The organism is Mesorhizobium sp. M1E.F.Ca.ET.041.01.1.1 (assembly GCF_003997355.1).
GTDB lineage: Bacteria > Pseudomonadota > Alphaproteobacteria > Rhizobiales > Rhizobiaceae > Mesorhizobium.
Map to the genome: position 1 here is coordinate 1 of NZ_RZSL01000106.1, position 14,676 is coordinate 14,676.

At 64.3% G+C, this 14,676-nt stretch carries 10 protein-coding genes and 1 pseudogene; 5 read left to right on the forward strand and 6 right to left on the reverse strand.

Annotated elements, in window-relative coordinates:
• The 4 genes and pseudogenes from EOA38_RS11690 to EOA38_RS11705 form a co-directional block, all read right to left on the reverse strand.
• Positions 1-280 (reverse strand): annotated as a pseudogene (locus EOA38_RS11690) (D-alanine--D-alanine ligase A); the annotation flags it as partial.
• A gap of 11 nt (positions 281-291) precedes the next feature.
• The gene (locus EOA38_RS11695) at positions 292-912 is read right to left on the reverse strand and encodes a C39 family peptidase (protein ID WP_127299268.1); all 621 of its coding nucleotides are present in this window, start codon (positions 910-912) and stop codon (positions 292-294) included.
• A 218-nt stretch (positions 913-1,130) separates the two neighbouring features.
• The gene (locus EOA38_RS11700; RefSeq protein ID WP_127299269.1) at positions 1,131-3,185 is read right to left on the reverse strand and encodes a bifunctional aldolase/short-chain dehydrogenase; all 2,055 of its coding nucleotides are present in this window, start codon (positions 3,183-3,185) and stop codon (positions 1,131-1,133) included.
• 194 nt (positions 3,186-3,379) lie between these two features.
• A complete protein-coding gene (locus EOA38_RS11705) occupies positions 3,380-4,345 on the reverse strand; it encodes a sugar-binding transcriptional regulator (RefSeq protein WP_127220876.1) in 966 nt (321 codons plus the stop codon).
• Between the two features lie 203 nt (positions 4,346-4,548).
• Here EOA38_RS11705 and EOA38_RS11710 point away from each other — a divergent pair, with 203 nt between their 5' ends.
• From EOA38_RS11710 to EOA38_RS11730, 5 genes are all read left to right on the forward strand, one after another.
• Entirely contained in the window at positions 4,549-6,189 is a 1,641-nt protein-coding gene (locus EOA38_RS11710) for an acyl-CoA synthetase (protein ID WP_127299270.1), read from the forward strand.
• Between the two features lie 455 nt (positions 6,190-6,644).
• Positions 6,645-6,878 carry a hypothetical protein gene (locus tag EOA38_RS11715; protein WP_126095383.1) on the forward strand — a complete coding sequence of 78 codons (234 nt, stop codon included), beginning with the start codon at positions 6,645-6,647 and terminating at the stop codon, positions 6,876-6,878.
• Positions 6,879-7,313: 435 nt separating this feature from the next.
• On the forward strand, positions 7,314-7,919 hold the full coding sequence (locus EOA38_RS11720; RefSeq protein ID WP_126095382.1) for a TetR family transcriptional regulator: 606 nt from the start codon (positions 7,314-7,316) through the stop codon (positions 7,917-7,919).
• Between the two features lie 53 nt (positions 7,920-7,972).
• On the forward strand, positions 7,973-9,136 hold the full coding sequence (locus EOA38_RS11725) for an efflux RND transporter periplasmic adaptor subunit (protein WP_127299271.1): 1,164 nt from the start codon (positions 7,973-7,975) through the stop codon (positions 9,134-9,136).
• 246 nt (positions 9,137-9,382) lie between these two features.
• The gene (locus tag EOA38_RS11730; RefSeq protein ID WP_127299272.1) at positions 9,383-12,532 is read left to right on the forward strand and encodes an efflux RND transporter permease subunit; all 3,150 of its coding nucleotides are present in this window, start codon (positions 9,383-9,385) and stop codon (positions 12,530-12,532) included.
• 156 nt (positions 12,533-12,688) lie between these two features.
• Here the strand turns inward: EOA38_RS11730 and EOA38_RS11735 are convergent, their stop codons facing one another.
• Both EOA38_RS11735 and EOA38_RS11740 read right to left on the reverse strand, forming a co-directional pair.
• Positions 12,689-13,315: a sarcosine oxidase subunit gamma family protein gene (locus tag EOA38_RS11735; protein ID WP_127299273.1), complete on the reverse strand. Its 627-nt coding sequence runs from the start codon at positions 13,313-13,315 to the stop codon at positions 12,689-12,691.
• A partial coding sequence (locus EOA38_RS11740) for a glycine cleavage T C-terminal barrel domain-containing protein (RefSeq protein ID WP_281060095.1) occupies positions 13,308-14,676 on the reverse strand: 1,369 nt, incomplete at its 5' end. The genes EOA38_RS11740 and EOA38_RS11735, both read right to left, overlap by 8 nt.

The window sequence follows — 14,676 nt, forward strand, 5'->3', positions numbered from 1 at the left end:
GGTCGTGGGGTGCGCCGCTGGCCGGGATCGCCAGCATTCGTCCGTGCCCGCCCGGCACTAGGCAGATCTCGGTGCCGCTTGAAGGTGTCGCCAGCGCCCCCTCCTGGAAGCTGCTCAGCAGCCATTGCCCCTGGCGGGTGACAAAGATGGGGACTGCATCGTATTTCGCGGGGTCAAGCGCGCGCATGACATTGGTCGCCGAAAGCAACGAGACCTCATGCTCGGCCGACCGCCCGCCGAAGAGCACGCCAATACGCAGTCTTTTCGTGGCCATCGACATCTCCACAATGGTCAAGGTTGGAAACCGACGGCGATGCCGCGCCGGGCGAAAAAGCGGTCGAAGGTGGTGAGCGGCAGCGTGACGTCCGCCTGGCTCTGCCGGTCGTGGCCGGACGGGTTGTGGAAACGGATTTCGCCGTTCGAGGCTGCCGTCACCAGCACCAGATGCCCGCCCTTCGATGGCGGCTCGCGCTCGGGCCAGCGGATCCCGGGATGCACCGAGGCGATGAAGTAGCGCCATCTGGAAAGTAGTCCGGGCACCATGGCCATATCGACATTGGTCATCGTCTCGGCAGAGAGGCCGAAACGTTCGCCGACGAACCTGATGAAGGGATCGTAGATCAGCCCTTTGATCGAGCCGTCCGCCTCGTTCACGACATAGCCGCCATAGGTCGTGCAGGCGCGGGCGAGCTCGAGCGTCGGGTGAATTTCGCCCCGCGCGGCAAGGATCATCTTCAGGCAGGCCACGCCGCAGACATTGACGGCCCAGCGCGCATAGTCCTCGACCGTATCTGCGCCGGAGTTGCGCCACAGCGGATCTCGGCACAGAGCCGACGGCCCCTCCGCCAAGAGCGGCAAAGTCATGCCAGGCGATTCCCACTGGCTGAAATAAGGCACTTCCCTGGATTGCATGCCGGCCCAGCCTTGTGTTTCGCACGCGAGGCGCAAGGCCCCTTAAAGCTGCTCGAGCAATAAGCGAAGGATTTGAGCGGATTTTGGTCAGTTACAGCAGTTTTCTAGCAGAGGTGTGAAACTGGCTTACATCCGGGGAAATGCGTCAGGACAGGAGGAGAGAGCGGTTCGTCGTTCTCGTAAGATGACGAACCGCCCCGGGAAATGTCTTTACTTCTTCAACGCAGCGCTGCTGCTATGTTGCCGCCGTCCACCGTCGTGACGTCGGCCGTGGTGCGTTCCGCGAGCGCCTGGTGCAGGAAGGCCTGCGCCACGTCGTCAGCCGTCACTTCCTGCCCGAGCAAATTGCCGGACATGTATTCCTTTTCCGACACGCCGCGCGCGCCGGAGCGGCTGGCGATCATGGCATCGGTCAACAGCCCGGAGCGGATGCGGTCGGCGTTCACCGCGTTGGCGCGGATGCCGTGGGAGCCGTAGTCCAGCGCGTATTGCCGGGACAAAAACAGCGTCGCCGCCTTTGGCAGGCCGTAGGCGCCGAACTTCGGTCCGGGATTGACCGCCTGCTTGGAGGTGTTGAAGAGGAGCACGCCGCCCGTACCCTGTTCCAGCATGATGCGCACCGCATTCTGCGCCGCCGACTGGTGGGCGAAGAAGTTGAGCTCGAAGCTCTTGCGCAGGAGCGCGTCGTCGAGCTCGCCGATCCGGCCCTCCCAGGCGGCGCCGGCATTCGAGACCAGGATGTCGACGCCGCCATAGACGGCGACGGCCTTGTCGAAGGCCGCGCGCATCTCGGCCGGGTTGGTGATGTCGGCGCCGACGCCGATCGAGTTGTTGCCGGCCGCCTTCGCCGCTTCCGCAGCCTTGGCCGGGTCGAGGTCGACGATGACGGCATGCGCGCCATTGCCGGCGAACAGTTTTGCTGTCGCGGCGCCGATGGCGCCGGCGCCGCCGGTGATCAGCACCACCTGGCCGGTCAGCGGCTTCGGCTTGTTCGAGGCGAGCTTCGCCTGCTCCAGCGACCAGTATTCGAGCGGGAAGAGGTCGGCCTTGGAGAGCGGCTGGAAATTGCCGATGGCTTCCGCGCCGCGCACCGCCTCGATCCACATCTCGCCGACGTCGGAGGCGATTTTCGCATCCTTCAGCGTGCGGCCATGGCCGAACATGCCGAGGCCGGGCACCAGCGTCAGACGCGGCATCGGGTCGAGCATGGTGCGCTTGACGTCGTCCAGCGCGTCATTGGTCTCGAAATAGGCCTGATAATCCTTGGCGAAAGTCTCGACATGGCTACGGATGACGGCCTTGTAGTCGCCGAGCTTGTCGGCGTCCGGAGCCGGTATCGCCATCGGGCCGGTCTTGATGCGGATCGAAAGGTCCGGCGTCGAGACGCCGCGCCCGGCATAGTCGGCGATTCTCGCCGAGTTGATGAAATCGACGATCGCGTCGGAAGTGCGGAAATCGCTGATCATGCGATCGAAGCGGCCTTCGCCGCGCGCCACCGCCACCGCGCCGCGCAGCATCGGCGCGATGTCGCTTGGCCTGGCGAGCTTCGCCGGCAGCGCCGCCTTGGCCGCCTGCGCCTTGCCGTTCTTCGCGACATACTCCTCGGCGACGTTCACATGGTGGATCATCCGGTCGTAGGCCTGCCTGGCGTCGTCGCCGAAGGTGAAGATGCCGTGCTTGTCGAGGATCAGTCCCTCGACGGTTGGGTCGGCGTCAAAAACTTCCGCAGCGACCTTGGCGAGGTCGAAGCCTGGCTTGATGTAGGGCACATAACCCATCTTGTCGCCGAACACCGTCTTCACCAGCGCCTTGCTGTCTTCCTGGTCGACGATGGCGAGGATGGCGGTCGAATGCGTGTGGTCGACGAATTTGTGCGGCAGGAAGGCGTGCAGCAGCGTCTCGACCGACGGGTTGGGGGAGGCGGGGTCGATGAGGTTGGAGCGCTGCAGCGCCACCATGTCCTCGTCGGAGAGGCTGTCCAGCGTGCGTGCCTTGAGCAGCGTGCCCATCTTCACAGCCGGCAGGCCTTGCGGCTCGATGACGGCCATGTCCCAGCCGCTGCCCTTGACGCAGAGCACGTCCCATTCATCGCCGACGAGATCGGTGGCCTTGGTCTTGCAGGAGGTGTTGCCGCCGCCATGTAGCACCAGCCGCGGCTCGCCGCCGAGCAGCCGGGTCGTGTAGACACGCAGCGCGAGGTCGCCATCGACGCCCTTCTTCGCATAGTCGGCAACCATCTTTTCCGCGTCGGCGTCATTCCAAAGATTCTTCATTTCGTCCGTCCGATGTCCGTCTTTTTTGCTCATGAACAGAAAGCCGCGACGTCTTGATGACAGAAGCGGCGAGGGTGGTTTTCCCAGAGCATGATGCCGAAAAGTGTGAAGCGGTTTTCGGACGACATCATGCTCTATCTCTTTGATCTAGAGCCGGATGATCTCAGGTCGATTCGACCTGAGATCATCCGGCTCTAGGAGGCCTTTTTGCCGACCGCGCCGGCGTGATCGAGAAGGCGCGCGGCCATATGCGCGCCGACCACCAGATGCGTGCAGAGACCGCCGGCGATTGCCGCCAGCAGCGGCTCGAACTTCGTATCCTCCTGCACTACCATCAGCCGCTTCCCGATGGCGCGCAGCGAGGCGAGCTCGGCGGAGATGACTCGCCTGTTGTAATCGCAGTCGAGCACCTCGCCCCTGGCGTCGATGACCTGCCCGGCAATGACGCCGGCGGCGCCTTGCCTGCGCAGCGCGGCCATTTCGGCCGGCGTCAGTGCGCCGCATTTCACCAGATGGCTGTCGGCGTCGACCGCGCCGACCGAATAGAGCGCGAGATCGCAGTCGGCGATGCCGGCAAGCTGGTCGCGGATCACCGGTTCGGCGCGCAGACCGCGAGCGAGTTCCTCGGTCGACAATACAAGGGGCGCGTAGAAATTCAGGCCCTTGGCGTTCAGCCGCCGCGCGATCTCCATCGTGCACTGGTCGGGCCGGTAGGAATAGGGCGCGCCGAGATTGCCGCAGAGCTGCACCACGGTGACGTCCTGCAGGTCGGCATAGGACATGATGTCGGCGATAGTGTAGACGGTGCGACCCCAGGCGACGCCGATGCGGTCGCCCTTCTTCACCAGCTCCAGGAAGACGCTCGCCGCCAGCACTGCGATGTCGGTCGACGGGTCGGCCACATAGGCGTTCTCGGGCGCTATCCAGACGGCGTCGAGCTTGAAGGCGTCCTCAAGCCGGCGCGCCATCACATCGTCGGTGAAGAGTTGAGTCGAGGTCGAGATATTGACGATGCCGGTCTCGCGCGCCTTGCGCAGATACATGGCCACCGACGCACGTGAAATCTTGAGCTGGTTCGCCACTTCGTCCTGGCGAAGGCCGTGAGCGTAGTAGAGCCAGGCGGCCTTGTGGATGAGCTGTTCTGCCGGTCTGATCGCCATGCCGCCTCCTCGGCTGACATTAGTCACGGCTCTCGACAAAAGTCAAATCAGGGCAGATCGGTGTAATAGTCCGCCGGCACGATGCAATTGAGACAGCCATTCTAGCGGGCGCGCATATCATAGCATTTCCCGGTCGTTCGGGGGGATGGCGTGATCGCAGAGCTGCGGCTAGAAAGCTCTAAAAGACCTAAGGGGAGGATGGGATGGCCAATCCCTACGAACAGGATCTCGACAGGAACGCCGCCAACCACCAGCCACTGACGCCGCTCACCTATCTTGAGCGCGCTGCCAAGACCTATCCCGACCATGTTGCCATCATCCATGGCAGCCAGCGCATCTCCTACCGCGAGTTCTGGCACCGTTCGCTCAAGCTCGCCTCGGCGCTGTCGAAGCATGGCATCGGCAAGGGCGATACGGTGACGGTGATGCTGTCGAACACGCCGGCGATGCTGGAGGCGCATTTCGGCGTGCCGATGGTGAAGGCGGTTCTGCATTCGCTCAACACCCGCCTCGACGCCGCCGTGATCGCCTTCCAACTCGACCATGCCGAGAGCAAGGTGTTGATCGTCGATCGCGAATTCTCTGGCGTGGTCAGAGAGGCGCTGGCATTGGCCAAGGCCAAGCCATTGGTCATCGACTATGACGATCCCGACTACGCCGCCGATGCGCCCTATCCGAAAGGCGAGCGGATCGGCACGATCGACTACGAAGACTTCGTCGCCGGCGGTGATGAGGCTTTCGCCTGGTCGATGCCCGACGACGAATGGGACGCCATATCGCTCAACTACACTTCCGGCACGACAGGCAATCCGAAGGGCGTCGTCTACCACCATCGCGGCGCGGCGCTGATGGCCTACACCAACACCATCCATGCCGGCATGGCCAAGCACGCGGTCTATCTCTGGACGCTGCCGATGTTCCACTGCAACGGCTGGTGCTTCCCATGGACGCTCGCTGTGCAGGCCGGCACCCATGTCTGCCTGCGCTGGGTGCGGGCAAGGCCGATGTATGATGCGATCGCCGACCACGGTGTCACCCATCTCTGCGGCGCGCCGATCGTCATGTCGGTGCTGATCAACGCCAAGGACGAGGACAAGCGCCAGTTCCCGCAGACGGTCACCTTCAACACCGCCGCCGCGCCGCCACCGGAGGCCGTGCTGTCCGGCATGGCCGATGCGGGCTTCGCCGTCACCCATCTCTACGGCCTGACCGAGACCTACGGGCCGGCGGTCGTCAACGAATGGCACTACGAGTGGGACGAGCTCGACAAGGGGCCAAGGACGGCGAAGAAGGCGCGCCAGGGCGTACGCTATGCCTCGCTCGAAGGGCTCACGGTGATGAACCCCGAGACGATGGCCGAGACGCCGGCCGACGGCGAGACCATCGGCGAGGTCATGTTCCGCGGCAACATCGTCATGAAAGGCTATCTGAAGAACCGCAAGGCGACCGACGAGGCCTTCGCCGGCGGCTGGTTCCATTCCGGCGATCTCGGCGTCATGCACCCTGATGGCTACATCCAGCTCAAGGACCGTTCCAAGGACATCATCATCTCGGGCGGCGAGAACATCTCGTCCATCGAGGTCGAGGACGCTCTCTACAAGCATCCCTCCGTCGCCTCCTGCGGCGTCGTCGCCCGCGCCGACGAGAAGTGGGGCGAGGTGCCGGTCGCCTATGTCGAGCTGAAGCCCGGCAAGACGGCAACAGAGGCCGAGATCATCGAGCACTGCCGCGGCCTGCTCGCCCGCTTCAAGGTGCCCAAGGCCGTGATGTTCGCCGAAATTCCAAAGACCTCGACGGGGAAGATCCAGAAGTTCCGGCTGAGGGACATGGCGAAGGGGGCGTAGGCCTGCGTCACGCATTTACGCTGTGGCTGCGACCTGGGAGAGTTCGCCTCCGCCGTTCGCGACGTCGTCATTCGAGCAAACGCATTAAATCCGCTCCCGGCGCCCGATGGAGATCCGGTGGGAAAATCGGGTTTTCTGGCGGGATGAATAGCGCGCGCGCCGTCGTTAACTGCAAGCGAACGGTCGGATCGAGCCATCGGCGCGACCCTGGTAACGGTTGATTCAACCGCTGCTGGTATTGTGAAAGTGGCGGCTCCGACGGTGTGGCAGGGGTGCTGGGCGTCGAAGCCGCCTGCGCGGCCAATGGGCAGTAGACCGCGCTGTCTCAGAATAGGACAGCGCGGTCTATGATTAGTTAATGCTAATGGACATTCCCGGGTAAGCTCTCGCCGTTTCGGGATTGGCCGGCCCTGGCATCCGTGTTGCGCGGCGGTTCCGTCTTGGAGGAAGATGGAATGGGTTTGGCCAATGACCTGTTCGACAAGGCGTTGACGTTTCAGTGTCCGCGCTGCCACGCGGCGTTGATCAAGAAAGGCTCCTGGATCAAGAGCGTCACAACTTTCAAGTGCGAACGGTGCCACAAAACGGTGCGGCTGTCCTATACGGACAAGCTGGCGATTTTCGAACGGCATCGACGTCAGACAGCATTGTCCGCGAGCAACGAGCGGCCCGGCACGCTGGCGGGGTAGGCCAGGACAGGCCGGGCCTCACCGGCGGGGACAGTGACGAAAAACAACCCGCCGGCTGAAATGGTGATATCAGGCATCCCTGGTGTTTTCGCCATGCGAACGAAGGACGCCCGGCGCGGCGCACTTGCGAGCATCAAAGGCTGGGATCGCCGCGATGCAAGGCGCAAACCCGGCTCTACAAAATCGACGCGATTTTCGGACTGGCTCCCCAGTTTCCTCCGCTGGCTCGGGACGTCATCCATCCTGAGGTCTGCGCCTCGCTTCGCTCCTTGCTTGGCCCTCAGATGGCGACGCTCGTGGTAGCCGGCCGCTCCTCACTGTCACCATCTGTCACCATTTTGTACGCGTACATCGATTCCGCGTTGACTCTTCGCTCCTTTCGATTTACGAGTGACGAAAATTGAAATTCGTCACTCGTTATTTGACAGAGAGCTAATGTCCGAAGCTGCCAACATCGTGGCCGACCCCGCCAGACAGGAGAATGTGACACGCATTCTCGACTGCGCCGAGCGCCTGTTCAGGCACTATGGCTACGGCAAGACCAACGTCGCCGACATTGCCCGCGAGCTCGGCATGTCGCCGGCCAACATCTACCGCTTCTTCGCCTCGAAGGTCGAAATCCACCAGGCCGTCTGCGGCCGCATGCTCGGCGCCAGCTATGCGATGGCCTACGAGATTTCGCGCCTGCCGCTCAGCGCCGAGGAGCGGCTGCGCCGCTACGTGCATGCCCAGTACAAGATGACGCTCGAGGTCATGCTCGATGACCAGAAGGTGCATGAGATGGTCATCGTCGCGCTGGAGCGCGACTGGGGCGTCATCGACAAGCATGTCGACCGCATCCACGACCTGTTCGCCGAGGTGATCCGCGAGGGCATCGAGGCCGGTGAGTTCAGGAAGCAGGATCCGGTGATCGCCTCGCGCTGCTTCGGCGCCTCCACTGTCATCCTGTGCCATCCGCAGATGGTCGCGCAGTGCCTTGCCAAGACCAACCGGGCGATGCCCGACGACCTCATCGACTACGCAATCAGAGCCTTGAAATAGCCGCCGCCCGCCGGGTGCCGGTCGACGTTCATCTCCAGTTCGGGAGTGCTAAGGTGTCTTTGTCCAATTCCATCCTCCGCAAGCTGCCTGCCGCTGGCCTCCCAGTCGTCGGCATCATCGTCGCGGCACTTGGGCTTGCCGGCTGCAGCCAGGAGAAGGCGGCGGTCGTCCAGGAAGTCGTCCGTCCGGTGAAGGTCGTCGAGATCGGTAAGGCCGAGACCACACGTCAGCTCGATTATTCCGGTTCGGTGCGCGCCCGCACCGAAATGAATCTCGGCTTCCGCATCGCCGGCAAGGTCACCGAGCGTCTGGTCGACATCGGCCAGCACGTGAACGAGGGCGACGTGCTTGCCCGCGTCGACTCGTCCGACTACGAGCTGTCGGTGAAGAGCGACCAGGCGAGCCTCGATGCCGCCGAGCGCCAGGTCGAGACCGTCGATCTTGCCAAGAAGCGCGCCGAGCAGCTTTACGCCAAGAACTTCGCGCCGAAGTCGCAGCTCGATCAGGCGGCGCTGACCTACGATCAGGCGGTGGCAACGCGCGATGCCGCCCGTTCGACCCTGGCCCAGGCGCAGAACCAGGTCCACTACACCGATCTCAAGGCCAGCAAGGCTGGCATCGTCACCGCCATCTCGGCCGACATCGGCCAGGTGGTCGGCGCCGGCACGCCGGTGATGACGGTTGCCGTCGATGGCGAGAAGGAAGTGCTGATCGCGGTGCCCGAAATGGACATCGCCGGCTTCCGCCCGGGCAAGGAGGTCAAGGCGGGCTTCTGGTCGGACGATGCGCTCACGCTCGACGGCAAGGTTCGCGAGGTTGCCGGCAGCGCCGATCCGCAGTCGCGCACCTTCGCGGTCAGGGTTTCGCTCCCCAACGATCCGCGCGTGTTGCTCGGCATGACCGCGAACGTCGAGGCGACCGTCGGCAGCAAGGCTGAGCTGGTGTCGATCCCGCTGACCGCGATGGCCGAGAAGGACGGCAAGCAGATCGTCTGGACGGTCGACCGCGCGAGCGACACGGTCCATCCGCGCCCGATCAAGGTCGCCAACTTCACCGCTGACGGTGTCGCCGTGGCCGATGGCCTGAAGCAGGGCGACGTGGTGGTAGCCGCCGGCACGCAATTCATGACCGAGAACCTGAAGGTCAAGCTTTCCGGCGACGTCGCCCAGCAGTCCGCTTCGGCTGAGGAAGACGTCGCCACCAGTAGCCTGCGCTAGCGCGAGGCGTAACGAACGCCTTTCCCGCCTCGCTGCGCGAGCCGCGAGCCGGGGAGGGGCATGGGTTCCGGGCGGCGAACGCGCCCGATCGACGAGATGCCGGCTGTTGGTATCCCCCGCACCATGGCCGCGTCCAGCGCGATTGCGAGTCTCTCTCCGCTTGAGGTGCTCGCCGCCCGGAAGCCACCGAGCAATTCATGAGTAATGGCAAGCGTGCCTTGCCGGCCAATTGGACTGGACTGCGCCATGACCACCGACAGCAGCACCGAAAAGCGGCCCTTCAACCTCTCGCGCTGGGCGATCGGACATCCGAGCATCGCCCGCTTCCTGTTCGGCCTGATCATCCTGGCCGGCGCGCTCGGCCTGATGCGCATGGGCCAGAAGGAAGACCCCGACTTCACCTTCCGCGTCATGGTGGTGCAGGCGGTCTGGCCCGGCGCCTCGATCCAGGACATGGAGGATCAGGTCGTCAACAAGATCGAGCGCAAGCTGCAGGAAACGCCGCATCTCGATTTCGTGCGCTCCTACACCCGCGCCGGCAGCGCCATCATCACCTTGCAGGTCAAGGGCGACACCAATGCGGACCAGGTGAAGGACGCCTTCTACCAGGTGCGCAAGAAGGTCGGCGACATTGCCAACGAACTGCCGCAGGGCCTGCTCGGGCCGTACTTCAACGACGAGTTCGGCGACACCTTCATCACGCTGCATTCGATCAGCGGCGACGGCTTCACCTATCCGGAGCTGAAGAAGTTCGCCATCCAGGCGCGCGACATGCTCTTGACGACGCCGGGCGTCGAGAAGGCAGTTATCATCGGCGACCAGCCGGAGAAGATCTACATCGACGTCTCATCCAAGGCGCTCGCCGAGCGCGGCCTGACCATTATCGATCTGCAGAACGCCGTGAAAGGCCAGAACGCCGTCGATCCGGCGGGCTCGGTCGATACCGGCCTGCGCTCCGTGCGCATCTCGGTCGAGGGCGACGTCACCAGGGCCACCGACATCCGCGAGCTGAGACTGCGCGCCGGCAACCAGGTGACGCGTCTCGGCGACATCGCCACCGTCACCTCCGGCCTCGAGGATCCCTACCAGCGCAAATACCGCTTCAACGGCCACGAGAGCGTCCAGGTCGGCGTCGTCATGGCCAAGGGCTTCAACGTCAGGGACGTCGGCAAGGACGTGGAAGAGACCTACAAGCGCTTCGAGGAAGGCCTGCCTTACGGTGTCGCGGTCGACCAGATTTCCGACCAGCCCGAGGTGGTCAAGGATGCCGTCAACGAGTTCATGGAGGCGCTCGGTGAAGCGCTGCTCATCGTTCTCGTGGTCTCGTTCTTGTCGATCGGCTGGCGCTCCGGCCTGGTGATCGCGATCGCCATTCCGCTGGTCCTCGCCGCCACTTTCGCCATCATGTACGAGATCGGCATCGACCTGCAGCGCATCTCGCTCGGCGCGCTGATCATCGCGCTTGGCCTATTGGTCGATGACGCCATGATCGTCGTCGAGATGATGGAGCGAAAGCTCGAGGAGGGGCTGGTCAAGATCGAGGCGGCAAGCTTCGCCTATACCTCGACCGCCTTCCCGATGCTCACCGGCACGCTGATCACCACCGCCGGCTTCATCCCGGTCGGCTTTGCCGCCTCGACCGCCGGCGAATATGTGCGCACGCTGTTCTATGTCGTCGGTATCGCGCTCGTCGTGTCTTGGTTCGTCGCGGTCTATTTCACGCCGTGGCTGGGCTATATGATCCTGAAGCAACGCAAGCACGCCGGCACCCATCATGATGTCTTCGACACGCGCTTCTATCGGCGCCTGCGCTCGACGGTCACCTGGGCCGTGCGCCACCGCATCATCGTCCTGGTGATGACGCTGGTCACCTTCGGTACCAGTCTCTGGGCCTTCCAGTTCATTCCGCAGAACTTCTTCCCGCAGTCCTCGCGTCCGGAGATCCTGGTCGATCTCTGGCTGCCGGAAGGTACCTCGATCAAGGAGGTCGAGAACCAGGCCAAGGCGCTGGAAGCCAGGATGATGGACGATCCTGACAAGCGCTTCATCGCCACTTACATCGGCGAGGGCGCGCCGCGCTTCTTCCTGCCACTCGACCAGCAGCTCAGGAACCCGAACTTCGCCCAGCTCCTGGTGATGGCCAAGGACGAGCCGGCGCGCGAGCGGCTGATCGTCAAGCTGCGCGGCATCCTTGCCAAGGACTTCCCCTCGATCCGCGGCAAGGTCGACCGGCTGTTCCTCGGTCCGCCGACCGGCTGGCCGGTGCAGATGCGCATCATGGGTCCGGACCGCCAGGAGGTGCGCCGCATCGCCGATGAGGTGAAGGCGAGGTTCCAGGCGAACCCGCTGCTCGGCGCGGTGCATGACGACTGGCTGGAGCCGGTGCCGGCGATGAAGCTGGTGATCGACCAGGATCGCGCCCGTGCGCTCGGCGTCACCTCGCAGCGTATCCGCCAGATGCTGCAGGCCACCATGTCCGGCGCGCCGCTCGACGATTTCCGCGACGGCGAGGAGACGGTCTCGATCGTCGCCCGTGAGCCGGAGGCGACCCGCAAGGTGCTGTCCTCGGTCGACTCGGTCTACATCCCGACCGACTTCGGCGGCTCGGTGCCGCTGTCGCAGGTGGCCAAGGTCGTGCCCGTCATGGAGCAGGGCATCGAGTGGCGGCGCGACCGCCTGCCGACAATCACCGTGCGCGGCACGCTGCCGGACGGCGTGCAGTCGAACGACGTCGTCACCAAGATGTACAACGACATGAAGGATTTGCGCGCCGGCCTCGCGCCCGGTTACAAGATCGAGATCCAGGGCGGCGCGGAGGACTCGGCTGAAAGCCAGGCCTCGATCGCGGCCAAGGCGCCGATCATGCTCGCCGTCATCGTCATATTGCTGATGGTCCAGCTCCAGCATTTCGGCAAGTCTATGCTGGTGCTGGCCACCGGTCCGCTGGGCATCATCGGCGCCGCCGCGGCGCTTCTGATCAGCGGCGCGCCGTTCGGCTTCGTCGCCATCCTCGGCGTCATCGCGCTGCTCGGCATCATCATGCGAAACTCGATCATCCTGGTCGATCAGATCGATCAGGACATCGCGGCCGGCATGGAGCGATCGGAAGCGATCGTCGGCGCCGCCGTGCGCCGCTTCCGGCCGATCATGCTGACGGCGCTGACTGCCGTGCTGGCGCTGATCCCGATCTCGCGCGCCGTCTTCTGGGGACCGCTCGCCTACGCCATGATGGGCGGCATCCTGGTCGCGACCGTGCTGACCATCCTAGTGCTGCCGGCCGGCTACGCCCTGTTCTTCGGCCGCGAGCCAAAGAAGGCCAAGACCGACGAGCAGGCCCCCGAGCCGGAACAGATCGAAGGCATCGAAAGACCGCAACTGGCGCTCGCTGCGGAATAGAGCATGATCCCGAAAAGTGCGTAGCGGTTTTCGGAAAAGATCATGCTGAAATGAGGAGACAGGTGGCAACCTCGAATCATCCGCCATCGGCGAAAGCCGGTGGCGGATGATCTGTATTTAGGGGGTAGCGGCGCGTGAAAGCCGGCTGGCTGGCCGTCAGCCGAGGTCTTCGGAATGGGCGATCGCGACGCCGTATTCAGCGGCCGCATCAAGCATGGTGTGCCAGAGGCTCTCGGCAAAGGTTGCGAAGATCAGCAGGTTGAACACGGCCTGGCCGTCGTCCCGGTCCTTGCCGCGCCAGAGCGTGACGCTGGTGTGATCCACCGACGTTGCCGCCGCCGCGCCGACCGGGAACGCGGCAGGATGCAAATCAATCGAAGACAGCTTGGCGAGCAGCGCGCGCGCCTTCTCGCCTGAAATGCTGATCAGTGCCCGCGCGTGCGATTGGTCGGAAAGGGAGGCCGATCCGGCAAAGACCGGGGCAAGCATCTCCATCGTGTGCTTCCCGCCTTTCGACAGCACGAGGAACTGATCCGGTCCGGACCAGATCAATGTTGCGTCGGCCGCGTCGACCGCGCTTGGCGTTTCCGGAGCCGCGACGCCGAAGTGGGCCTTCGCGGCCTTAGTCATCTCGCCCGTCCTGCCGCGCCGCGCCATCACCTGCACGAGGCCGAAATCGCGGATTTCGGTCAGCGACACGCCGGCGCCGCCCGGCGCGCCATAGGCGCCTGCGACCAGCGCGCGGTCGAGCGGGCTGCGGACATCCCAGGAAAACTCAGCCACGCTGGCGCCCCCCATCCGGATCGTAGAAGACGGAATTGCGGAGCTCGACATCGTAGTCCTCGCCGAGCAGCGGATCATGCGCGCGCACGATCTCGCCGATGCGCTGGCGGCCGCGCTCGACGAGCCCGAGCCCGATCCACTGGTCGAGCACCGGCGAGAAGCAGACCGAGGTGACGTAGCCCTGGTCGTTGTCTGGTCCAGGAGTCTCGCCCTTTGGAATGATGTGCGCGCCGGAGCGCAGGCGCCGCGCCTTGTCGGTCGGCTTGAGCCCGACGACGATCTGCCGATTCGGCGCGACCAGCGCCTCGCGCCCGGCCATGACGCGGCCGACAAAATCCTTCTTAGTCGACATCATCTTGCCGAGGCCGAGATCAGCCGCGGTGGTGGTGCCGTTGAGCTCCGGCCCTGCGACATGCCCCTTCTCGATGCGCATCACGCCGAGTGCCTCGGTGCCGTAGGGTGTCACGCCGAGAGGATTGCCGGCGATCATCAGGTTGCGCGCCAGTGCCTCGCCGTAGCGCGCCGGCACCGAAATCTCGAACGCCATTTCGCCGGAGAAGGAGATGCGGAACAGCCGCGCCTTGATGCCGCCGCGCAGCTTGACCTCGCGCGCCCCCATGAACGGGAAACCTTCGTTCGACAGGTCTTCCGCCGGATCGACGATCTCCTTCAGCAGATCGCGGGTCTTCGGCCCGGCGATCGAGAACTGCGCCCACTGGTCGGAGACCGAGGTGAGCTGCACGTCGAGTTGTGGGAACAGCACCTGGCGGCAGAATTCGAGGTGCTGCATCACCAGCCCCGCCTTGGCGGTGGTGGTGGTGAGGAAATAATGGTCCTCGGCCAGCCGCGAGGTGGTGCCGTCGTCATAGACGATGCCGTCCTCGCGCAGCATCAGCCCGTAGCGCGCCTTGCCGACAGCGAGGCTGGAGAAGGCGTTGATGTAGACGCGGTCCAGGAAGATGCCCGCGTCGGCGCCGTGCACGTCGATCTTGCCGAGCGTCGAGACATCGCAGAAGCCGACGCCGCCGCGCACCGCCTTGACCTCGCGGGTCACCGATTCCAGCCAGTCCTTCTCGCCGGCGCGCGGATACCATTGTGCGCGCTTCCAAAGGCCGGTGTCGACGAACACCGCGCCCTGTTCGGCCGCCCAGTGATGCGACGGCGTCAGCCGCGTCGCATGGAAATTCTCGTCGCGATGGTGGCCGGCGAATGCGCCTATGGCGACCGGCGCGTAAGGCGGCCGGTAGATCGTCGTGCCGGTCTCAGGAATGGATTTGCCGCTTACCGCCGCCATGATGGCGAGGCCGGTGACGTTGGATGTCTTGCCCTGGTCGGTCGCCATGCCGAGCGTGGTGTAACGC